This is a genomic window from Acinetobacter sp. KAM396, assembly GCF_021602765.1.
Lineage (GTDB): Bacteria > Pseudomonadota > Gammaproteobacteria > Pseudomonadales > Moraxellaceae > Acinetobacter > Acinetobacter towneri_A.
Window position 1 is genome coordinate 1 of sequence record NZ_BPPH01000010.1, and the last position, 19,321, is coordinate 19,321.

At 40.7% G+C, this 19,321-nt stretch carries 22 protein-coding genes and 1 rRNA gene; 8 read left to right on the forward strand and 15 right to left on the reverse strand.

What is annotated here, in order from left to right:
- Window positions 1–100, forward strand: a 5S ribosomal RNA gene (gene rrf / locus L6C30_RS07070); the annotation flags it as partial.
- Window positions 101–232: 132 nt separating this feature from the next.
- Here rrf and L6C30_RS07075 read toward each other — a convergent pair.
- The 5 genes from L6C30_RS07075 to rplM form a co-directional block, all read right to left on the reverse strand.
- Window positions 233–883, reverse strand: coding sequence for a hypothetical protein (locus L6C30_RS07075; protein ID WP_070153784.1), 651 nt, complete (start codon window positions 881–883; stop codon window positions 233–235).
- 16 nt (window positions 884–899) lie between these two features.
- Window positions 900–1,328, reverse strand: a complete 429-nt coding sequence (locus tag L6C30_RS07080; RefSeq protein ID WP_019837808.1) for a ClpXP protease specificity-enhancing factor — start codon at window positions 1,326–1,328, stop codon at window positions 900–902.
- A gap of 10 nt (window positions 1,329–1,338) precedes the next feature.
- A complete protein-coding gene (locus L6C30_RS07085) occupies window positions 1,339–1,992 on the reverse strand; it encodes a glutathione S-transferase N-terminal domain-containing protein (protein ID WP_236162742.1) in 654 nt (217 codons plus the stop codon).
- A gap of 247 nt (window positions 1,993–2,239) precedes the next feature.
- A complete protein-coding gene (gene rpsI / locus L6C30_RS07090; protein ID WP_004972483.1) occupies window positions 2,240–2,626 on the reverse strand; it encodes a 30S ribosomal protein S9 in 387 nt (128 codons plus the stop codon).
- Between the two features lie 12 nt (window positions 2,627–2,638).
- Complete coding sequence (rplM, locus tag L6C30_RS07095; protein ID WP_004909012.1) at window positions 2,639–3,067, reverse strand: 50S ribosomal protein L13; 429 nt, start codon at window positions 3,065–3,067, stop codon at window positions 2,639–2,641.
- 706 nt (window positions 3,068–3,773) lie between these two features.
- On the opposite strand from rplM, the gene pdxA reads away from it, so the two are divergent.
- Genes pdxA through L6C30_RS07110 form a run of 3 tightly spaced genes read left to right on the forward strand, consistent with a single transcriptional unit; the run spans window position 3,774 to window position 6,422 of the window.
- Window positions 3,774–4,742 carry a 4-hydroxythreonine-4-phosphate dehydrogenase PdxA gene (gene pdxA / locus L6C30_RS07100; protein ID WP_236162743.1) on the forward strand — a complete coding sequence of 323 codons (969 nt, stop codon included), beginning with the start codon at window positions 3,774–3,776 and terminating at the stop codon, window positions 4,740–4,742.
- A gap of 19 nt (window positions 4,743–4,761) precedes the next feature.
- Complete coding sequence (gene rsmA / locus L6C30_RS07105; RefSeq protein WP_019837805.1) at window positions 4,762–5,574, forward strand: 16S rRNA (adenine(1518)-N(6)/adenine(1519)-N(6))-dimethyltransferase RsmA; 813 nt, start codon at window positions 4,762–4,764, stop codon at window positions 5,572–5,574.
- Window positions 5,574–6,422, forward strand: coding sequence for a symmetrical bis(5'-nucleosyl)-tetraphosphatase (locus tag L6C30_RS07110; RefSeq protein WP_236162744.1), 849 nt, complete (start codon window positions 5,574–5,576; stop codon window positions 6,420–6,422). The genes rsmA and L6C30_RS07110 overlap by 1 nt, the downstream gene beginning before the upstream one ends.
- Before the next feature lie 85 nt (window positions 6,423–6,507).
- Here the strand turns inward: L6C30_RS07110 and L6C30_RS07115 are convergent, their stop codons facing one another.
- From L6C30_RS07115 to hflX, 6 genes are all read right to left on the reverse strand, one after another.
- Window positions 6,508–6,960 carry a DUF2147 domain-containing protein gene (locus tag L6C30_RS07115; RefSeq protein WP_019837803.1) on the reverse strand — a complete coding sequence of 151 codons (453 nt, stop codon included), beginning with the start codon at window positions 6,958–6,960 and terminating at the stop codon, window positions 6,508–6,510.
- 103 nt (window positions 6,961–7,063) lie between these two features.
- On the reverse strand, window positions 7,064–7,510 hold the full coding sequence (locus L6C30_RS07120) for a DUF2147 domain-containing protein (protein WP_019837802.1): 447 nt from the start codon (window positions 7,508–7,510) through the stop codon (window positions 7,064–7,066).
- A 178-nt stretch (window positions 7,511–7,688) separates the two neighbouring features.
- The gene (locus L6C30_RS07125) at window positions 7,689–8,135 is read right to left on the reverse strand and encodes a DUF2147 domain-containing protein (protein WP_026438199.1); all 447 of its coding nucleotides are present in this window, start codon (window positions 8,133–8,135) and stop codon (window positions 7,689–7,691) included.
- An 86-nt stretch (window positions 8,136–8,221) separates the two neighbouring features.
- Window positions 8,222–8,896 (reverse strand): LrgB family protein, encoded by a 675-nt coding sequence (locus L6C30_RS07130; protein WP_019837800.1) that lies wholly within the window; start codon window positions 8,894–8,896, stop codon window positions 8,222–8,224.
- Between the two features lie 10 nt (window positions 8,897–8,906).
- The gene (locus L6C30_RS07135) at window positions 8,907–9,278 is read right to left on the reverse strand and encodes a hypothetical protein (RefSeq protein WP_236162745.1); all 372 of its coding nucleotides are present in this window, start codon (window positions 9,276–9,278) and stop codon (window positions 8,907–8,909) included.
- A 35-nt stretch (window positions 9,279–9,313) separates the two neighbouring features.
- Entirely contained in the window at window positions 9,314–10,654 is a 1,341-nt protein-coding gene (hflX, locus tag L6C30_RS07140) for a ribosome rescue GTPase HflX (RefSeq protein WP_236162746.1), read from the reverse strand.
- Window positions 10,655–11,081: 427 nt separating this feature from the next.
- Between hflX and L6C30_RS07145 the strand changes: the two genes are divergently transcribed.
- Window positions 11,082–11,900 (forward strand): 1-acyl-sn-glycerol-3-phosphate acyltransferase, encoded by an 819-nt coding sequence (locus L6C30_RS07145; protein WP_070153822.1) that lies wholly within the window; start codon window positions 11,082–11,084, stop codon window positions 11,898–11,900.
- A gap of 97 nt (window positions 11,901–11,997) precedes the next feature.
- On the opposite strand, the gene L6C30_RS07150 is transcribed toward L6C30_RS07145, so the two are convergent.
- Complete coding sequence (locus tag L6C30_RS07150) at window positions 11,998–13,608, reverse strand: phospholipase D family protein (protein ID WP_230243992.1); 1,611 nt, start codon at window positions 13,606–13,608, stop codon at window positions 11,998–12,000.
- Window positions 13,609–13,784: 176 nt separating this feature from the next.
- Between L6C30_RS07150 and L6C30_RS07155 the strand changes: the two genes are divergently transcribed.
- Window positions 13,785–14,795 carry a metallophosphoesterase gene (locus L6C30_RS07155; protein ID WP_230243993.1) on the forward strand — a complete coding sequence of 337 codons (1,011 nt, stop codon included), beginning with the start codon at window positions 13,785–13,787 and terminating at the stop codon, window positions 14,793–14,795.
- 64 nt (window positions 14,796–14,859) lie between these two features.
- Here the strand turns inward: L6C30_RS07155 and L6C30_RS07160 are convergent, their stop codons facing one another.
- Complete coding sequence (locus L6C30_RS07160; RefSeq protein WP_019837794.1) at window positions 14,860–16,173, reverse strand: MFS transporter; 1,314 nt, start codon at window positions 16,171–16,173, stop codon at window positions 14,860–14,862.
- A gap of 188 nt (window positions 16,174–16,361) precedes the next feature.
- On the reverse strand, window positions 16,362–17,009 hold the full coding sequence (locus tag L6C30_RS07165) for a hemolysin III family protein (protein WP_019837793.1): 648 nt from the start codon (window positions 17,007–17,009) through the stop codon (window positions 16,362–16,364).
- A gap of 98 nt (window positions 17,010–17,107) precedes the next feature.
- Here L6C30_RS07165 and L6C30_RS07170 point away from each other — a divergent pair, with 98 nt between their 5' ends.
- Together L6C30_RS07170 and L6C30_RS07175 are read left to right on the forward strand one after the other, a co-directional pair.
- Window positions 17,108–18,328 (forward strand): SAM-dependent methyltransferase, encoded by a 1,221-nt coding sequence (locus L6C30_RS07170; protein WP_230243994.1) that lies wholly within the window; start codon window positions 17,108–17,110, stop codon window positions 18,326–18,328.
- A 22-nt stretch (window positions 18,329–18,350) separates the two neighbouring features.
- Window positions 18,351–18,773 (forward strand): GNAT family N-acetyltransferase, encoded by a 423-nt coding sequence (locus L6C30_RS07175; protein ID WP_019837791.1) that lies wholly within the window; start codon window positions 18,351–18,353, stop codon window positions 18,771–18,773.
- Between the two features lie 114 nt (window positions 18,774–18,887).
- On the opposite strand, the gene L6C30_RS07180 is transcribed toward L6C30_RS07175, so the two are convergent.
- Window positions 18,888–19,220, reverse strand: coding sequence for a hypothetical protein (locus L6C30_RS07180; RefSeq protein ID WP_019837790.1), 333 nt, complete (start codon window positions 19,218–19,220; stop codon window positions 18,888–18,890).
- Between the last annotated feature and the right edge of the window lie 101 nt (window positions 19,221–19,321).

Below are 19,321 nucleotides of genomic sequence, written 5' to 3' on the forward strand. Positions count from 1 at the left end.
AAGAGTGAACCACCTGATCCCTTCCCGAACTCAGAAGTGAAACCTCTTCGCGCTGATGGTAGTGTGGGGTTACCCATGTGAGAGTAAGTCATCGCCAGCTCATTATTCAAACACCCTCAACTAGCGTTGAGGGTGTTTTTTTATCTCTGTATTAAATTAAAAATTATATAAAAAGAAGGTAAAATAAAACCATCTGTGGATGGTTTTATTGAGGCTTAGTTAGGGGATTTATTTAAGCGAATAATTGTGTAACGGAGCACCATAAAATTGCCAAAATCGAAATCGCAACGATAGGTTCTAGCACTTTGGACCAAGTTGGTACAATTGCTTCTACAGGCTCAATATTTTGATGATCATCGTGGGTATGTTGTTGAACCATTAGATTAAACTCCTTCATTGATGCCTCTAATGATAGCTCTTCTTGAGGAATTGGTTTAGAACCTTTTAACTCTATTAGATCGTTTGTTGACCAAACCCAATCATCAGCCTGACCAGATAAGTGTTCAATTTGACCCAGTAATAATTCCCCTAGACCTTTATTACCAAAATTACCTGTTTGATCTAATTGCTTGAGTTCAGTAAGCTGTAAGGCTAAAACTTCACTAATATTCTGTTCAAGCTCAGTTTTGGAGAGGGTCGACTGATTGTGTTGAGATGTGGTAAGTCGACGTGCAATTTCCTGAATATATAATTCATCTTGATGATCAATTTCCTGATACAGTTTTTGGTTGTCTTCTCGCCACAAACTGACCAGTTTTCCTAAGTTCAGTGCATTGATTTCTTGAATATATTGGTCGCGATCAACAGTATTATATTGTTTCAAAAGCGAAGGCTTTTGAACTTTAATCTGCGCTGCAAAATATTGTACTAAATCAAAAGCCATCCACTACTCCATTGTTTTAATCTAATAATCTAAGGCTTGGTTTTTTCTTACTTTGTTCGGTTTTTTCTTCAGTCTTTGATTCTAAAGCATCTTGATCATTTTGGATATGTGCATACTCACTTGGATCAAAGAATAAGCCTTGTCCATTCTCTCTTGCATAAATACCCAATACGGCATTCATGGGTACATATAAGTCGCGTGACACGCCACCAAAGCGTGCAGAGAAGGTAATTGCTTCATTGCTCATGTGTAAGGCATGTACTGCATGTGGAACGATATTTAGAACAATTTGACCATCTTGAATAAATTGTTCAGGAACAAGTGTATTCGGCTGTGTGGCATCGACCAATAAATGTGGTGTGAGTTGGTTATCACAAATCCATTCATAAATTGCGCGGGCTAAATAAGGACGGGTTGGAGTTAAATTGATTTCAGATTCAGACATAATATGCTCTTTAGGTATGAATTAAAAATTCTTGATAGTGATTTTTTTCTTGTAAAGTCATTGCTTGAGTGAAGGCAGGGCGTAAAAAAACCCGCTGACAATACAGGAAAATCGGACGACAGTGTTGTTTGGGTAATTCTATGCCCATGGCTTTTAGTCGTATAAATAATGGTGCCAGCATGCAGTCTAAAATGCTGAAATTTTCCGACATGAAATAAGGATAATGCTGAAATAATGGTGTCAGTGAAATGAGTGTATCACGTAATTTTTGTTGTGCAGTGCGCTGTGCTGCGTGATCTAAGCTGTCAGGATGACGTAGCATCTGATCGGCAAGTTTGAACCAGTCTTGCTCAAAGCGCCAAATATATTGACGTTGTTCTGCACGTGGCATAGGTGCATCTGCATAAAGTTTGTTTTGTCGATAACGATCATCTAGATATTCGGAAATAATCGCAGTATTAAAGAGTTTTAAATCGTTTTCTAGCAGCATTGGAAGTTGATTATACGGATTTAAACTTGTGAGGTCTTCATCTTCATAATCGACCAAAATCAGTTGATATTTGATTTGTTTTTCGGCAAGAACGTAACGAATCCAATGTGAGCGAAAGTCGTCCGCATGACTATAGAGGGTAATGCCTTGTAAGGGTGCGTTCTCGACTGACATAATCCGAAATAAAACCAAATGAATAGAATAGGATACTAAACTTAGCCATTAAAATCACCCAGCAAAGCTGATAAAAGTGTATGAGATATTTATTGATCGACTTTTTAAGTATTGTGCTGTATTAAATTTTGATTTTGGTATGTGTGAATTTGAATTGTCTATGTGGTTTAGAATACTCAGTTGGTTGAACTGCATAAAAAAAGCCTTGGAAAATCCAAGGCTTTTTGAGTCCGATTCGGTAAACGAATTAACGTTTAGAGAATTGTGGACGTTTACGAGCTTTACGTAAACCAAGTTTCTTACGTTCAACTTCACGAGCGTCACGAGTAACGAAACCAGCTTGACGAAGAGCAGGTTTTAAAGTGTCGTCAGATGCGATCAATGCACGAGTAATACCGTGACGGATTGCACCAGCTTGACCACCAATACCACCACCAGCAACAGTGATGTAAAGGTCATATTTTTCAGTAGCTTCAAGAAGCTCTAATGGTTGACGTACGATCATACGAGCAGTTTCACGACCGAAATATTGCTCAAGCGTACGGTTGTTAATTACGAGTTTACCTGTACCAGCTGATAAGAAAACACGTGCAGTTGCGGTCTTACGGCGACCTGTACCATAATTAGTAGCCATGTGCTGTATCCCTTAGATGTCCAAAACTTGTGGCTGTTGAGCTGTGTGAGGATGCTCAGCACCAGCGTACACTTTCATTTTCTTGATCATAGCATAACCAAGAGGACCTTTTGGCAACATGCCTTTTACAGCGCGTTGGAAGATTTCTTCTGGTTTGTGAGCAACTAATTTCTCGAAATTAGTTTCACGGATACCACCAGGGAAACCAGTGTGGCGATAGTATTTCTTGTCAAGAGATTTGTTACCAGTCACTTGAACTTGCTCAGCATTGATGACAACGATGTAGTCGCCAGTGTCAACGTGAGGAGTATAAGAAGTCTTGTGCTTACCGCGTAAACGGCGTGCGATTTCTGTCGCAAGGCGACCTAGAGTTTTGCCAGAAGCATCAACAACGTACCAGTCGTGTTGAACTTCAGCTGGCTTAGCGCTGAGAGTTTTCATTAAACCACTACCTATTATAGTTGGTTTGGACTATAGAAGCTGTCCAAACAAAAAGGAGTCCGAATTCTACCTGAGAATGGGTAGAACTACAATGGAAAAGTCACATTTTAAGCGCTATATTTTACCAATCTTGGTTATAAAAGAAAAGTTGAATAAATTTCACACGTTCAAGATTAAGAAGCCAAGATTTTGCCATTTTAAATCACCTTGTTCAGGCTTTAAACTGAGGTTTCTAGCATTCAATATAAAAAAATGAGCAAAGGATGTCAGCAGATTCGCAATCAGAAATACTTAAGTGATTTGATTTATGTGTATCTAAATGCATCAGATTTATTGCAGGATGTTTTATTACATTGCTCAGTGTCTAGACGTTGGGTTTAGTACTATTAGGTGCTGTATATGGTGTGGATGTGTTTAGCATGTAATTTCTGTATTCAATTTTATCCATTTTACATTCTTCTCATTTTTGGTATGGCATAAGCGGAGTCATATTGCTGTGCTGAGCAGATACACAATCGCGGATATTTCTTAAAATCACACAAATGCGATGATGGGGTTGCTATTCGCTGTTGCTGTGACCGCTATTTTTGAATGGGCACATGTGCAAGGGGGTGCGTACTCGATTTATCTTAGACTGAAAATAAAACAATCATCAAAGTTGACGATATACTTTCATCATCCTTTGATAAATCTTGATTGAGCTTTTATGCGACCTTTATATGTCACCAGTGGTGAACCTGCAGGTATTGGACCTGATATTTGCCTAAGTCTGGCAGATCGAGAAGATGAACGTCCAATTGTGGTATTGGCTGATCATCAATTATTAGAACAACGTGCTGAAATTCTAAAACAAAAAGTTGAATTGATTAAATATTCAGGTCAGCAACAGCCTGCAGCGCTTGGACAGTTATATGTTGAGCATGTACCTTTGGCTGTAGATGTTGAATTAGGGCATTTAAATACACAAAATGCAGCTTATGTGTTGGAGCAATTACGTCGTTCGGCTTCTTATGCAATGACAGGTAAGAGTGTGGGCGTGGCGACTGCACCCGTGCAAAAATCTATTATTAATGAAGCAGGTATTTCTTTTAGCGGGCATACTGAATATTATCAGGAGTTTGCAGGTGTTGCGCGTGTGGTGATGATGTTAGCCACTAAATCCTTACGTGTTGCCTTAGCGACCACGCATTTACCTTTACGTGCCGTAGCAGATGCCATTACCAAAACACGTTTAGAACAAGTGATTGATATTTTGCTGCATGATCTCAAAAGCAAGTTTAAAATTGAACATCCTAAAGTGTTGGTCTGTGGTTTGAACCCACATGCGGGCGAAGATGGTTATTTAGGCATGGAAGAAATTGAGGTAATTAATCCTGTGCTGCAAAATTACCGTAATCGTGGTGAAAATCTGAGTTTAAGTTTGCCTGCAGATACTTTATTTACCCCAGAAAATTTAAAAGATGCCGATGCAGTTTTAGCGATGTATCACGATCAAGGTTTACCTGTGTTAAAATCACAGGGCTTTGGTGAAGCAATTAACATTACTTTAGGCTTACCGTTTATTCGTACTTCAGTCGATCACGGCACAGCGCTCTCCCTCGCAGGTACGGGACTTGCGAAAAGTTCTAGCTTGCATGTTGCTGTCGATTTAGCGCTGGATTTAGCACGTCCATAATTTCAGCTTGGAAATATTTATGTATCAAATTAATGCCCTAAACCCAAAAGAAGAAGGGCATCAGGCTCGTAAACGCTTTGGTCAAAACTTTTTACATGATCAAGGTGTGATTGCCAAAATTGTTCGCTCAGTGAACCCGCGTCCAGGTGATAATATTGTCGAGATTGGACCTGGTTTAGCGGCATTGACATCGCCTTTAATTGGTGAGTGTGATGCTTTGACGGTGGTGGAATTAGACCGTGATTTGGCTGCAGGTTTACCAGGACGTGTGCCACATCCTGAGCGTTTAACCATTGTAGAAAGTGATGCGCTGAAATATGACTTTACCGAGTTATTTCAGGAAGGGCGTCCGCTACGTGTAGTTGGAAACTTGCCGTATAACATTTCGACACCGCTTTTGTTTCATCTCTTGGAGTTTGGCGACAAAGTCAAAGACATGCACTTTATGCTACAAAAAGAAGTGGTAGATCGCATCACGGCTGAACCGAATACCAAAGAATATGGGCGTTTATCGGTCATGATGCAGTATTACTGTAAGCCAACTTTCTTATTTGAAGTGCCACCAGGAGCATTTAATCCACCGCCTAAAGTCACTTCTGCGGTATTCCGTTTAGAACCTTATGTGACCAAACCGATTATTGCCAAAGATGAAAAAGCATTGGCACGTTTGGTGTCGCATGTATTTACCCAACGTCGTAAAACATTACGCAATAGTTTAAAAGGTATGTTAGCTGAAGATGCATTTGAGCGAGCAGGGGTAGACCCAATGGCACGTCCTGAAACTTTAAGTTTGGCCGCATTTGTCGCATTGGCAGATCAGATGGTGAATTAATGACAGCAATTCGATACAACTATGTCATTGGTGATGTGCAGGGCTGCTTTGAAGCCTTAAAGCTTTTATTAAAAGAAATACAGTTCGATCCCGATCAAGATTTTATCTGGTTTGCTGGCGACTTGGTTGCGCGTGGTGAAAACTCAATTGGTGCAGTGCGCTTTATTAAAAAACTTGTGGATCGTGGCGTTGCAGCAACAGTGTTAGGCAATCACGATTTAACCTTGTTGGCAGGCGCACGTGGCTTAAAGAAAATCAAAGCGCAAGACAATACTCGTGATGTGATTGATGCAATTGACAGTGATGATTTGATTGACTGGTTACGTAAACAACCTTTGTGTCTTTTTCCCAATGAAAACACCATTTTGACTCATGCAGGTATTCCACATATTTGGAATGCGGAACAAACCGCAGCTTTGGCAAAAGAAGTTGAGGCGGTGATTGGGCATGAGGACTTTGAGGTAGTGGATGCATTCTTAAAGGAAATGTATGGGGCAGAACCTGCAGTTTGGTCGGATGATTTAGAGGGGCATGCGCGTTTACGTTGTATTACCAACTATTTGACCCGTATGCGTTTAGCCAATGCACAGGGTGGTTTGGAATTCAGCTTTAAAGATTCCTTAGACGATCCGATGCCAGAAGGTTTTAAACCGTGGTTTGAATATCCATCTTTAGCTGCGCAAACACATCAAATCGTATTTGGTCATTGGGCAGCATTGCAGGGACAAACGGTAGCCGACAATATTCAAAATGTGGATGGCGGTTGTGTGTGGGGTAATCAGCTCATGGCGTATCGTTTGGAAGATCAGCAATTGTTTGCAGTGGATAATCCGCTGGAAGAATGGTAACAATATTTCATCTTTATAATTTAAAAATGAGATGTTGAAATGAAAACAGCCACCTATTAAAGTGGCTGTTTTTTTATCTTGAATTTTATTGAATTCGAATCCAAGTTTGGCTGCGACCTAGTGTAGATACACCCATGTAAGCACGTAAAGTCAAACGCTTACCTGTCGAGTTGAGGCGGATTTTTGCATCGTAAATACGACCTGCCAATGGATCAATCACGCGTCCTTTTTCGTAATTGTTGCTATCTTTGACTTGTTTTAAGCCTTTTAAAATATCCATTCCTAAAATAGGTTGATCAGTATAAGGTGCAGGGCATTTATTACAAAGTTCACGTGGGGTATAACCTGGACGTGGAGTTACTTTAATAATTTTACCCGTATAGGTTTGATTGGCTTCTTTACGAATTTCGATGACAGCTTTAGGTGAACCTGTTTTATCATCAATTTGTTGCCAAGTCCCTACTAAATCTTGTGCCATCGCCAAAGTGCTTAGACTGCCGAAGATGACGGCTATTCCTAAAGCCAATTTCTGAATCATTTTATTTCCCTTACTCGGTCTTTGCTCTAGTCTAATCTGTGAATTGACTGACACAAAGTCCCGAGTATCTAGAAAAAATGACCGATGCGACACAATTACTCGCTTATTGTTGGCGAATCCACGTTTGTGTCCGACCAATGGCTGAAATTCCGACGTAACCACGTAAAGTTAGACGTTTATTATTAGACGCTAAACGGCCTTTCAGGCTATACATTTTGCCTGTAAGTGGATCTAAAATACGTCCATCGGCATAGTTGTTATTTTCCACATGCTTTAAGCCATGAATAACTTCCAAACCCACCAAAGGTTTGTTGGTATATGGTGCAGGACAATTCACACACATGGTTTTTGGGGTATAGCCTGGTCTTGGTGTGACTTTAATAATTTTACCTGTAAAGCTGCCATTTTCAGCTTTGGTAATTTCAATAAGTGCTTTAGGTGAGCCTGTTTTATCATCAATACTTTGCCAGATACCCGTTAGGTCTGATGCAAATGCTGAGCCACTGAAGATGAAGCTTGCAAATACGCCCATCAATACATTTTTCTTCATATCAGTTCCTTTGATTGTCGAAAGTTATCACAGAGGTTAATTCAAGGTATAAAGCGAGTTGTGGAAGGAGTCAAGCGATTTGAGAGGTCATTAATCTTAAAGTTGCAACTAAGATGCAGGAAAACCAATAAAAATGCCACGAACGTGTGGCATTTTATGTGAAAACAGAAGTGATTAATTATTCGCTTTTAATCCAAGTTTGGCTGCGTCCTAAGGCCGATACACCGACATAACCACGCATGGTCAAACGCTTACCGTTGCTGCTTAATTTAGCTTTGGTGCTGTAAATATGGCCGCTTAGTGGGTCAATGATTTTTCCACCAGAGTAGTTTAAGCCACCTGTATGTTTTAAGCCTTTGAGTACATCCATCCCTAAAATAGGTTGGTTGGTATAAGGCGCAGGGCAGTTGACACAGGTTTCTTTTGCTGTGTAACCCGGACGTGGCGTTACTTTGACGATTTTAGCGGTGTAGCTACCATTGCTTTCCTGACGAATTTCTAAAATTGCTTTAGATGAACCCGTTTTATCGTCAATGTTTTTCCAAGTTCCTGTAATATCTTGGGCCAGCGCAAAACTGCCTAACGCTGAGCAGATTAAAGCAACGGTGAGTTTCATCTTGACCATGTTCAATGTTCCTTCATTTCACAAACTGGATATTTCATAATAAATAGAAAGTGAAATTGTCACAATGTGAAAAAGTGATTTATCAGTCACATTTTTTGCAAATATAGTATAAATGTTGGCAGCCAAACTGCGGTAAACACCGCATTGACTGCCATTCCAAAGGCAGCATAACGTCCTGCAACACTACCTCGTTGCCACGCTTGGGCAGTACCGATGGCATGTGCAGCTAAGCCAAGTGCTAAGCCCGATGCACGTTCATCATTGATATGTTTTAAAATAAGCGGTGACAAAGCAGCACCCACGACACCCGATAAAATTACAATTAATACTGCCAATTGAATCGGTGCTTCTAATAAGGTTGCGATATTAATCGCAATCGGCGTGGTCACTGCACGGGTAGCAAAAGCCATAATATCGGCGTTCGACATGTGTAGCGCATAAGCAAGTCCCATCGGCAGTGCCACAGCACTAAAGCTGGCAAAGAGCAAAATACCTAAAATTGCTTTGAGGGGTAAATCATCATAACGCATTGCTGCTAAAGGAATAGCAAGTGCAACTGTCACATAACCCAACAATTGATTAAACAAGGGATTAGTTTGTGTAACGTAAGTTTCGTATGGAATTCCGAAAAAGTACAACAGCAGCAACACAAAACACATGCCAAAGACAATGACGGGGATTTGCGGGAATTTTTGGTTGCAAGGTTTTGCCAATAAATACGCAACGAAGGTGATTAAAAAACCATATAGAATTGACAGCATTTTTAATCTCCTAAAGCCAGCGTTTTGCCATTTTGGCATACAGCCAAAGCGGCATTAGCGTACTGATGCACAATACAATCAAGAAGATTGGAATTTGTTTGCCCATGTGCGTGAGCATAATTAATGAGCCTGCGCTAATGGGTAAAAAGGCAAAGGCACTTTCTTTCATGATCTTGTTATTGGTATCGACCAGACGAGCGGGAATTTTACTGAGTTTGCGCCATGTAAATAATACTGCTAGCAGACTGAGCAAACCGACTAAATTGCCTAATTCTGGGTGATTCAATTGGGTCATGATCCACACAGAGGACTCACGAAACACTATAATCAAAAGGAGTGTGCCGATCCATGCTGGCCAATCGATATGTTTTATCCTGCTCATTTTTGATCTTTCGTTAAAATTTTACTTATCACGTTTTAACCGATTTGATCATCAATTTCAAATGCTTTAAGCAGACGTTTAAATTGTTTTGCCTGCGCACCTAAAATTTCATCTATCGGTAAATGCGCCTGTTTAATCAGTTGTTCCAGTTTATGGGGTGCCATGCTGATTTGTAGATGTAATTGACCCTCATCATCGTACTGTTCTGCTTGAATGACATTGAGCGTATACAGTTGATTGCGCAATTTGCCATAAGCAGGTTGTAATTTTAGATCAAACTGTTGAATTTGTCCCATCAAACATTCATGTACGGCTTGCTTTAACAAGTCTAAACCTTGCCCTGAATGTGCCGACACATAGACACGGTCGGGTTGATGTGGTTTGTCATAGATAATCTTGGCTGTTTCGCTTGAAACATCAATTTTATTGTAAACCCGCAAAATGGGTACATCTGCACCAATTTCTTTCAGCACACCCTCGACAGCTTCAATTTGTTCCAACACATCAGGGCTGCTTGAATCAATCACATGCAGCAATAAACTGGCTTCTAAAGTTTCTTCCAAGGTTGCTTTAAATGATTCAACCAAAGAGTGAGACAGGTTTCTTACAAAGCCGACTGTATCTGCCAATACTAGACGTCCAATACCATCCCATTCCAAACGCCGCAAAGTGGGGTCAAGCGTAGCGAACAGTTGGTCTGCAGCATACACATGACTTTGCGCCAGAATATTAAATAAGGTCGATTTACCTGCGTTAGTATAACCGACTAATGAAACGGTAGGAATGGCGGCTTTTTGTCGTGCCACACGACCTTGCGCACGCGTTTGACGAACTTTATCAAGTTTGGTTTTGAGTTGTCCCATGCGAATACGCAATAAGCGGCGGTCGGTTTCCAGCAAGGTTTCCCCAGGGCCACGTAAGCCAATACCACCTTTTTGACTGTCTAAGTTGCTACGACTACGCACCAAACGTGAAGATAAGTGCTGTAATTGTGCCAATTCGACTTGCAATTTACCTTCGTAAGTGCGGGCGCGTTGAGCAAAAATATCTAAAATAAGTTCGGTGCGATCCACCACGCGGCATTGCATCACTTTTTCTAAATTACGTGCCTGCGCAGGACTGAGCGCATGATCAAAAATGACCAAACTGGCTTCGTGTTCTTTGACCAATGCAGCAATTTCTTCGGCTTTGCCTGAGCCAATGAAGAGTTTGGCATCTGGTTTGCTGCGTTGAGTGTGGACGTGTTGTAAAACTTCTGCACCCGCAGATTCAGCCAAGAGCTGAAACTCTTCGGCATCAAGGTCTTCTAAAATTTGGACAGTGACACTGACCAGTACAACACGCTCGCCATCTTGATGTGGCACAAAATTTTCCACTCAGCGCAATCTCCATGTTAAAGCTTTATTCTAGTAGAAAAAATGTTTGTGCAGGGAATTAGATGACTGGATTTTTCCTGCACCTTGAGTTAGTGCCATTTCAGTGTGTGTAAACTCAAATCTGAGGATGACCTAAATATAGAGTTTGTTTATTGAGATTAGAATCCGTTTAGACCGATTTAAATCAATAATTCAGGCCTTTTTCTTCACCTTCTCCCACAGGAAGCAGGGAGTTTTTTATATCCACTTAACTTATTTCTCATAATTATTTTTTGATTTCTCAAAGCGCTCTAATTTTCCAAAAGTCGCATGTCTGCATGCAGCTTTGGGTTTTTCTGATCTATGCAAGTTCAGATTGAACAGTATAGAATGAGCAAAATATAAACCTTTATACGTTGTTTTGCGTTTAACAATTAGTGATGACCCTATGAACCCAGCTGTTGAAACTCACACATCTCCAATACATGGTTTGGCAAAGCTTGCTTTGTATAGCAAAAAAGTTCTGGCAACGGCTGGCGCGATTGGTGAAGGGTTTTATTTGGTCTATCGTCATCAATTGTATAAAGACACCAACAACCCGAATAATACGCGTTATGTACAATATTTTTGCCGTCAATTGTGCAAAGTTTTTAATATCGAAGTACAAATTCATGGTGAAATTCCGCATGATCCTGCGCTATGGGTCAGTAATCATATTTCGTGGTTAGATGTGGCAGTATTGGGTTCTAGTGCGCGGGTGTTTTTTCTGGCCAAAGCTGAAATTGAAAAATGGCCGTTATTGGGTAAGTTAGCCAAAGGCGGTGGAACGCTATTTATTAAGCGTGGCTCTGGCGATTCGGTCAAAATTCGTGAACAAATCACGCAATTTCTAAAACAAGATATTCCCGTATTGTTTTTTCCTGAAGCGACTACGTCAGATGGAAGCAAAATTAAAAAAGTGCATGGTCGTATTTTAGGGGCCGCGATTGAAGCCAAACGACCTGTGCAAATTTGTCTGATTTGTTATGTGAATCAGCAAGGTGAGTTAGATACTGTTGCGCCGTTTATTAATGACATGACCTTTGTTGATCATGTGAAAGATGTTTTGGAAATGCCGAAAGTGACAGCGCATTTAATGGCTTTACCTGCAATTGCGGTAGAAGGGCATGATATTGAATCTTTAACTGCTGTGGTTCAGGAACGCATGACAGAAGGCTTGGCTGAATTACATCGTCAGGTATTAAAACCACAAACGCTGACATCATAAAAAATGCTTAGGCGCATCTTCATGTTAAAGATAGCCTAAGCGCATCACGTTGTTTTAAGAATAATGGTCACCATCTAACAGCTTCAATATTTCGTTGCTACATAAAGCCTTCAATGGGTAGCCATGAGGTAATTTTCATTGCCGCACGTTGATACCATTTCATCCCTGGTTCTTTTTTTAGAATTTGAGTTTCACCTTGTGGATTTTTCATCTGCCATTGAATGTTTTGCTGCGCATCTAAAACCAGTTTATAAGCATATTTGGACAAATTGACATCCATGGTCTGGTGAACTGCGCGAGCCAATGGTGGACTATTTAAAATTACTCCAATTTCAGTATTTAAATATGCCGAGCGTGGATCAAAATTAAACGAACCAATAAACACCTGTTTTTCATCTAGCGCCATTAGCTTGGCATGTAAACTAGAACGGCTTAAACCTTTCATGCTGACTTTGGCTTTTTTGGAAATTTCTTGCGTATGTGTATTTAGGTTTTCCATTTCAGGTCGTGCCAAAAACTCATATAGCTGCACGTTATTTGCCAATAAATCTTCCCGATATTTGGCATAAAAAGCATGTACTACGGGGACATCGTTGGCTTTAAAGGAGTTGGTCAGTACGCGTACCTGAAGGCCATCATTCGCTAAGTTTTTTAGTTTTTCTGCCCCTGATTGCTCAGGGACAAAATAAGCAGAAATAATATCGACACTACTGCTTGGCTTTTCTAAATGCGTCAGCAGTTGAAAGTTAAGATGTTCTTCTTTTGAGGCGCGGTCTTTAATTTTACTCGGCGCATCTTTGACCACTTCAGCACTGACCCAATCGAACTTAATATTATGCGTCATCCACTCTTCAATCGCTTTAGAACGAGTCACCAAATCTAAATAATTTTGTACAGTGGCTTCTTGATCGTGCTGTTCTAATTGCTGTTTTAAGCTTTCATAGCGCAAGGTGTAATGTCGTGGATTGACCAGTTGCTTGACTGAATAAGCATAGTCATCATTCCAGTATTCATCAAAAGAGTGAATAATTTCATCCGAAGCTGAGCCGACTAACATCACATCGACATCAGAAAATTGATAATTGTCGCTGACGTTATAGTATTGATTGCTCATATTGCGCCCACCAATCAGAGAAATTTGGTTATCGGCAATAAAGCTTTTGTTGTGCATACGACGATTAATACGCTTCAAATCCAAAATCATGTCCATGGCACGATAATGTCGAAAGCGATATGGATTATATAGTTTGATGTCGATATTGACATGTTGATCGAGCGCGAGATAAATGCCTTCCATTTTTTTGGCATTGTTATCATCTACCAATAAGCGGACTTTCACGCCACGATCTGCCGCACGAATAATGGCATGTAGCGCAAGCGCGCCAATTTTATCGTTATCCCAAATATAATATTGTAAATCTAAAGATTTTTCTGCCTTATTAATCAGGTAGATACGTGCTGCTAGGGCTTCTAGTGGATCATATAGGACATGATAACCCGTAAGCTGCGGATATTTTTCGCGTAGCGGCAGTACGATTTTAGCCAAACTGGTTTGATCGGTTGGGGTTTCAAACGCCATTTGAATCGGATGTTCAATTTGTTTGGGCAGCGTGCTACAGCCTGAGAGTGTCAAAACGAAGGCGCAACTCAGCCATAAAAGGTTGTGCCGAATATTTTGAAATGAAGCGGATGAGCTGCGGTTTGCCAAATTAAATTCCTTTTTAGCACGGGGAGCAAATAAGTTAAAAATAGGGTTTGAGTATAATTGTCAGCTATGAAAAGATAAATATGACAATACAGATATATGACGTGCAGGGGCTAAATGGAACATCTGGGTTTAGCGCAGCATTGAATAGCAGAAGTATGAAGTAATAGAGAATAAATATGTGGAATAACGATTCAGTCGTGTTGTATTTCTATATTGGTATGGCGATTTTGGCGTTGTGGGCAGTTTCGCAAGCATGGCGCAGTCAGGCCAATACAGAAACCATTCACCCGTTTAAGGCCTTTGTGCATTTACTGGCATTTTATTTATCTTACCTGTTGCCGCCTTTGGTTTTTTTTAGTGTTTATGCGGGTGTTCAGGGCTATTACTCCATCCACGAAGCAATTTTTGTATTTTTAGTCAGTGCCGTGTTGAGTTATGCACGTTTTATTGAGCCGCATTTGATTCAAGTTAAAACTACTCAATATCAAATTCATCCAGATCGTCGTTTATCCAAGCCCGTCAAAATTGCTTTAATTGCAGATTTACATATTGGTTTATTTTCTGGACATGAGCGTCAATTGAAGCAAATTGTGAAGAAACTCAATTTGCAAAATCCCGATATTGTGGTTGTGGCAGGCGACTGGACTTATGAGCCTGAAAATAAATTGGTCGAAGAATTGGCAGTATTAAAAGAAATTTGTGCGCCTGTGTATTCTGTAAATGGCAATCATGATGAACAGTATCCAGGCCCACCCATTCAAGAGCTGTTAGAAACGGCTTTAGAACAAAATAACGTGATTGATATTGAAGGCAGAATTGTCGAGTTTGATGAGTTTCGTTTGCTCGGTATTGGCGATTTATGGGCAGGTAAAACCGATATGCGCTATATGCCTGATTTACCTCAGGACAAGCCGTGGGTGTTGTTATCGCACAACCCAGATACAGTCGATATGGTGCCGAAATTGCCGACACGCCCGTTGATGTTGGCAGGACATACTCATGGTGGGCAGGTTGAACTGCCGTGGCTGACCGATTATGTGATGAAAAAAGTATCTATTTTGGGGCATAAAAAAGGTTTATATCGGCATGATCATGCCGATGTATTTGTGACTGTGGGCACAGGAATGGTGGGTGTTCCTTTTCGTTTTGGTGTGCCACCCACGATTGATATTATTGAATTATTATAAGCGCCTGCACCTTACCTACATGAAAAAACCAGCCTCGGCTGGTTTTTTGATGCAATATTTACGCTTAAATTTGGTTGTTTACATCGTCATGCTTGGTTTCTCGAATCATTAAGAATGCGATTAAAGACAAAATCGATGCCGCACTTAAATAATAACCCACTGCAGCCAAGCCATAAGTGGTGGCGAGTTTAGTAGCAATCAGTGGGGCAAACGATGCGCCAAAAATACCCGCTAAGTTAAAGGTGAGTGCCGAGCCTGTATAACGTACAGACGTTGGAAAAATTTCAGACAATACTGTACCAATGGGCCCGTAAGTGAGTCCCATAATCGCCAAGCCAATACACAGGAAAATAAAGACAATCCACGTGCTGCCTGAAGCAAGCATATCGGCAAAGAATAAGCCAAAAATTGCAGAGATGATACATACCGCAATAGACGTAGTTTTACGTCCAAATTTTTCCGCTAAAACGGCTGAGAGGGGAATAAAAGCGGCAAAACACAATGTGGCTAAAAGTTGAAGTTTTAAAAACTCTTCACGTGAATAACCCAGTTGTTTAGTCCCCCATTGCAAGGCAAATACCGTAGTCAGATAAAACACCACAAAGGTACAAATTGCAGCAATTGTACCGAGCACTAGCATTTTAGCGTGTTTTTTAAAGACCTGAATAAAGGGCACATTGACTTCTTTTTGCTTATTCAACACTTTTTGGAAGGCAGGTGTTTCATGCAGTTTTAAGCGAATCCACAAACCGACAATCACCAATAAGGCACTGGAAATAAACGGAATCCGCCAGCCCCATGTCATAAAGTCTTGCTCAGACATCAGCGCACCTAAAATAAGGAATGAACCTGTGGCAAGAATAAAACCAATCGGAGCGCCCAATTGTGGGAACATGCCATACCAAGCACGTTTACCTTCAGGGGCATTTTCTGTGGCCAATAGTACCGCGCCTGACCATTCGCCGCCTAAACCTAAACCTTGTCCTAAACGACACAATGCCAATAATAATGGTGCGACAATCCCAATTTGTGCATATGTTGGCAGTAAACCAATACAGACTGTAGAAATCCCCATGGTCAATAATGCCGCGACCAAAGTGGCTTTGCGTCCAATCCGATCACCCAAATGTCCAAATAAAGCTGCACCAATTGGACGGGCAATAAAGGCAATGGCAAAAGTGGCTAGAGATTGAATAGTTGCCGTCATTGGGTCAGTACTGGTCGGAAAGAACAGATACGGGAAAATAATGACTGCCGCAGTGGCGTAGATATAAAAGTCAAAAAACTCGATGGTGGTACCGACCAAACTTGCAGTCAGTACTCGAAATTTAGAATTTTGAGTCGGCTGTTCAGCGGCAGCAGTAGATGAAGATGCCATACAGGACCTTATGTAAAATGAATTTTAAATGAAAGTGCAATTCGTCATAGACCGCATGGGCAGAAGAATAGTCAACACCTTTTGTAGTTATGCTTTTTTGAACAACAAGTTGGTCACAAAACTGCATCCATGCGTATCATTCAAATCTGACCGTTTCATGTGTAAGGCATGAACGATATTCAGCGTGATTAAATCACATACAGATAAATTGCCAGAAAGTGTGTGCCTGCACCAATAAGGACAAATACATGCCAAATTGCGTGGGTATATCTTACGCGTTTTAAGGCATAAAACAATGCACCCACGGTGTAGGCAATCCCGCCAATCAACAAAAAGTTCAGGGCTTGGCTGCTTAAATAGGCTTGCATATTGTCCATGACCAGAACGGCTAACCAACCCATCGCCAAGTAGGCAATTAAAGAAATTTTATGAAAACGGTTGATGAATACCAGTTTAAATAGGGTGCCAATCAAGGCAATAATCCATAAGACAATTAACAAATATTGTGCTTTTTGAGTAGGAATCGCGATGGATAAAAATGGGGTATAAGTACCTGCAATTAAATAATAAATGGCAGTGTGATCAAGCTTTTTATAAAAATAGCGGCGGTCTGCAGCAGTTGCCATGTGATACAGCATAGAGGCAGAAAAGAGCAACACCATACTAATGGCATAGGCCCATAAACCTAGCCATTGTCCTGTACTCAGGTATGCGCCTTTGATCAGTAAAAAAATACCGCCAATTAATGCCAAAGCTGCACCAATACCGTGGCTCAGATAGTTAATCCGTTCCTCTTGATGGTCATAATCTGGTACTAAAGGCGCATTCAATTTCATAGGTGTTCTTTTTTATTTATACAACTGTATAGTAATTCAATTTTGCTTTTAGGGTAATAACATTTAAACTTGAATTGTAATTTTTTCAGGTTTTCACTATGTCGACTTTGGCTTCTCCCTCTGCGCAGGAACAACAATTCTTGGAGGCTTTTCAGCAAGCCATTGATACACAAAAACTTGATCGTGTAGTGCTTAGCCAGTACAAAGGCGAATTGGAACAATTAGAAAAAATTACCCTGCGTATTATTCAACTCAATCAAGAGCAGGTGTTGAGTTGTTTGTATCGTCATAAAACGCAGGATATCACCAAAAATTATCCTTTGGCGCAAGCCCAGTCACAATTGAGTCAGTTATTGGCAGATTGTAAACAGGCGAATTTATTTACGCTCGATCAAGAAATTCAGCTTAAAAAGAATAAAAAGAAAGCCATGCTCAGTATGAGTAAAGCGGTAACAGCTGCTGCAAAACCCAAAGAGCAACAAGGGCATGATCGTGAAAAGCAACGCTATGTTGAGCAAAGTAGTCCTTTTTTACAACCTCTAGGTATTACCGATGCGCAGGCGCAGATCATTCCAAGCATGGCGCGCAAGTGGAAACAGATTAATAAATTTATTGAAATTTTTGCGGGTGCATTGGCGCATATTCATCTTTCTGAGCAAAGCGTGCGTGTGGTGGATTTTGGTTCAGGTAAGGGCTATTTGACCTTTGCACTGTATGATTATTTGCAAAAGCAGCAATTGAAACCTTGGGTTACAGGGGTGGAATTGAATCCGAAAATGGTCGAGTTCTGTCAGTCGGTAGCAAAGGCGGCAGATTTTCAGCAGCTGGAGTTTTTTCAGGGCGATGTGCGTACCTATCAACCTGAACATTTGGATGTCATGATTGCATTACATGCTTGCGATGTGGCTACAGATTTTGCAATTCACACGGGTATTCGCCTGAATGCACAAATGATTATGTGTGCGCCGTGCTGCCATAAAGAATTGCGTCCACAACTGCAAAGTCCGAGTGTGCTTAAACCCATGTTGCAGTTTGGCATTCATGCAGGACAGCAAGCAGAAATGTTGACCGATACCATCCGCGCTTTATTACTTAAAGCGTATGGTTATGACACTAAAGTTTTTGAGTTTGTTTCTTTGGAACACACCAGTAAAAACAAAATGATTTTGGCAACTAAACGTCAAAATTGGAGTGAACCTGATCAGACTGTTTTGGCACAAATTCGTTATTTAAAAACCATGTACGGTATTCAAAAACATTCTTTGGAGTTGTTGTTGAATGATCAGTGGGATCAGCAGGGCATTGGTTCTAAGTGCTAAGCAAAATGGAATCAGATAAAAGATGCAAAATTATGTAATTCAATCCGGCACTTGGGCACAGTTTGCGATAGAGGCCAAATCTATTCGTGAGCAAGTCTTTATTCAAGAACAGCAGATTGCCCCTGAAGATGAATGGGATGCACAGGATGCTGTTGCTTTGCATTTTGTGGTTTATGTAGCAGAGGAGGCGATTGCAACAGCACGCTTATTGGAAAATCACAATATTGGGCGGGTCGCGGTACTGAAGTCACAGCGTGGTAAAGGTGTGGGACGTGTTCTAATGCAGCATATTATTCAGATGGCAAAGCAGCAGCAACGTCCTTGGGTTAAGTTGTCTGCGCAGAAACATGCGATTCCGTTTTATCAAAGCTTGGGTTTTCAGGTGGAGGGTGAGTCGTATTTAGATTGTGGTATTCCACATGTAGATATGCGATTGGTGTTTTAAATGAATTGTCGATAGTCCTGATTTTTTAATCGTACAAAATAAAAAATCGCCCTGATGGAATGCGATCATGGCGGTTTTTTTTATGAACTGTATGAACTGAGCGGCTAGCGCATATTAATGTCCATGTGCGGGCGCTGACTCATGGTTTTCAGGCATATTGGCATGTTCTGTTTCAGTCATACTGTGTGCATCTGCAGTTTCAGCAGATATAGCTTCACGTGCTTCACGATCTGCTTGTGCTTTTGCCAAAGCTTCTTGTGACATGGCAGGTGCATTTTTAAAGGCGTGTTGCTGAGTATTCTGCTTTTGTTGCTGGCTAGGCATGTAATCAGGTTCATTCGTGACCGCTAACCAGAAAATAAACATGAAAATTCCACCCAAAATACAGAAAATAAAGAGTGCTTTCCAACCCCAAGGTGATTTTTCAGGAGTAAGGTGTTCAGTCATGTGTATCTACCCAATTTGAATCTAAATCTTAAAATTATGTAACTTTATAACATAAAATTCATAAAAAAACGGATTAAATTCTATTCATGTAGGGATCATTC

What these genes read in the sequence shown, in the direction of transcription:
- L6C30_RS07075 (WP_070153784.1), bottom strand. Translation starts at nt 883, where the DNA reads ATGGCTTTTGATTTAGTACAATATTTTGCAGCGCAGATTAAAGTTCAA.
- L6C30_RS07080 (WP_019837808.1), bottom strand. Translation starts at nt 1,328, where the DNA reads ATGTCTGAATCTGAAATCAATTTAACTCCAACCCGTCCTTATTTAGCC.
- L6C30_RS07085 (WP_236162742.1), bottom strand. Translation starts at nt 1,992, where the DNA reads ATGTCAGTCGAGAACGCACCCTTACAAGGCATTACCCTCTATAGTCAT.
- rpsI (WP_004972483.1), bottom strand. Translation starts at nt 2,626, where the DNA reads ATGGCTACTAATTATGGTACAGGTCGCCGTAAGACCGCAACTGCACGT.
- rplM (WP_004909012.1), bottom strand. Translation starts at nt 3,067, where the DNA reads ATGAAAACTCTCAGCGCTAAGCCAGCTGAAGTTCAACACGACTGGTAC.
- pdxA (WP_236162743.1), top strand. Translation starts at nt 3,774, where the DNA reads ATGCGACCTTTATATGTCACCAGTGGTGAACCTGCAGGTATTGGACCT.
- rsmA (WP_019837805.1), top strand. Translation starts at nt 4,762, where the DNA reads ATGTATCAAATTAATGCCCTAAACCCAAAAGAAGAAGGGCATCAGGCT.
- L6C30_RS07110 (WP_236162744.1), top strand. Translation starts at nt 5,574, where the DNA reads ATGACAGCAATTCGATACAACTATGTCATTGGTGATGTGCAGGGCTGC.
- L6C30_RS07115 (WP_019837803.1), bottom strand. Translation starts at nt 6,960, where the DNA reads ATGATTCAGAAATTGGCTTTAGGAATAGCCGTCATCTTCGGCAGTCTA.
- L6C30_RS07120 (WP_019837802.1), bottom strand. Translation starts at nt 7,510, where the DNA reads ATGAAGAAAAATGTATTGATGGGCGTATTTGCAAGCTTCATCTTCAGT.
- L6C30_RS07125 (WP_026438199.1), bottom strand. Translation starts at nt 8,135, where the DNA reads ATGGTCAAGATGAAACTCACCGTTGCTTTAATCTGCTCAGCGTTAGGC.
- L6C30_RS07130 (WP_019837800.1), bottom strand. Translation starts at nt 8,896, where the DNA reads ATGCTGTCAATTCTATATGGTTTTTTAATCACCTTCGTTGCGTATTTA.
- L6C30_RS07135 (WP_236162745.1), bottom strand. Translation starts at nt 9,278, where the DNA reads ATGAGCAGGATAAAACATATCGATTGGCCAGCATGGATCGGCACACTC.
- L6C30_RS07145 (WP_070153822.1), top strand. Translation starts at nt 11,082, where the DNA reads ATGAACCCAGCTGTTGAAACTCACACATCTCCAATACATGGTTTGGCA.
- L6C30_RS07155 (WP_230243993.1), top strand. Translation starts at nt 13,785, where the DNA reads ATGTGGAATAACGATTCAGTCGTGTTGTATTTCTATATTGGTATGGCG.
- L6C30_RS07160 (WP_019837794.1), bottom strand. Translation starts at nt 16,173, where the DNA reads ATGGCATCTTCATCTACTGCTGCCGCTGAACAGCCGACTCAAAATTCT.
- L6C30_RS07165 (WP_019837793.1), bottom strand. Translation starts at nt 17,009, where the DNA reads ATGAAATTGAATGCGCCTTTAGTACCAGATTATGACCATCAAGAGGAA.
- L6C30_RS07170 (WP_230243994.1), top strand. Translation starts at nt 17,108, where the DNA reads ATGTCGACTTTGGCTTCTCCCTCTGCGCAGGAACAACAATTCTTGGAG.
- L6C30_RS07175 (WP_019837791.1), top strand. Translation starts at nt 18,351, where the DNA reads ATGCAAAATTATGTAATTCAATCCGGCACTTGGGCACAGTTTGCGATA.
- L6C30_RS07180 (WP_019837790.1), bottom strand. Translation starts at nt 19,220, where the DNA reads ATGACTGAACACCTTACTCCTGAAAAATCACCTTGGGGTTGGAAAGCA.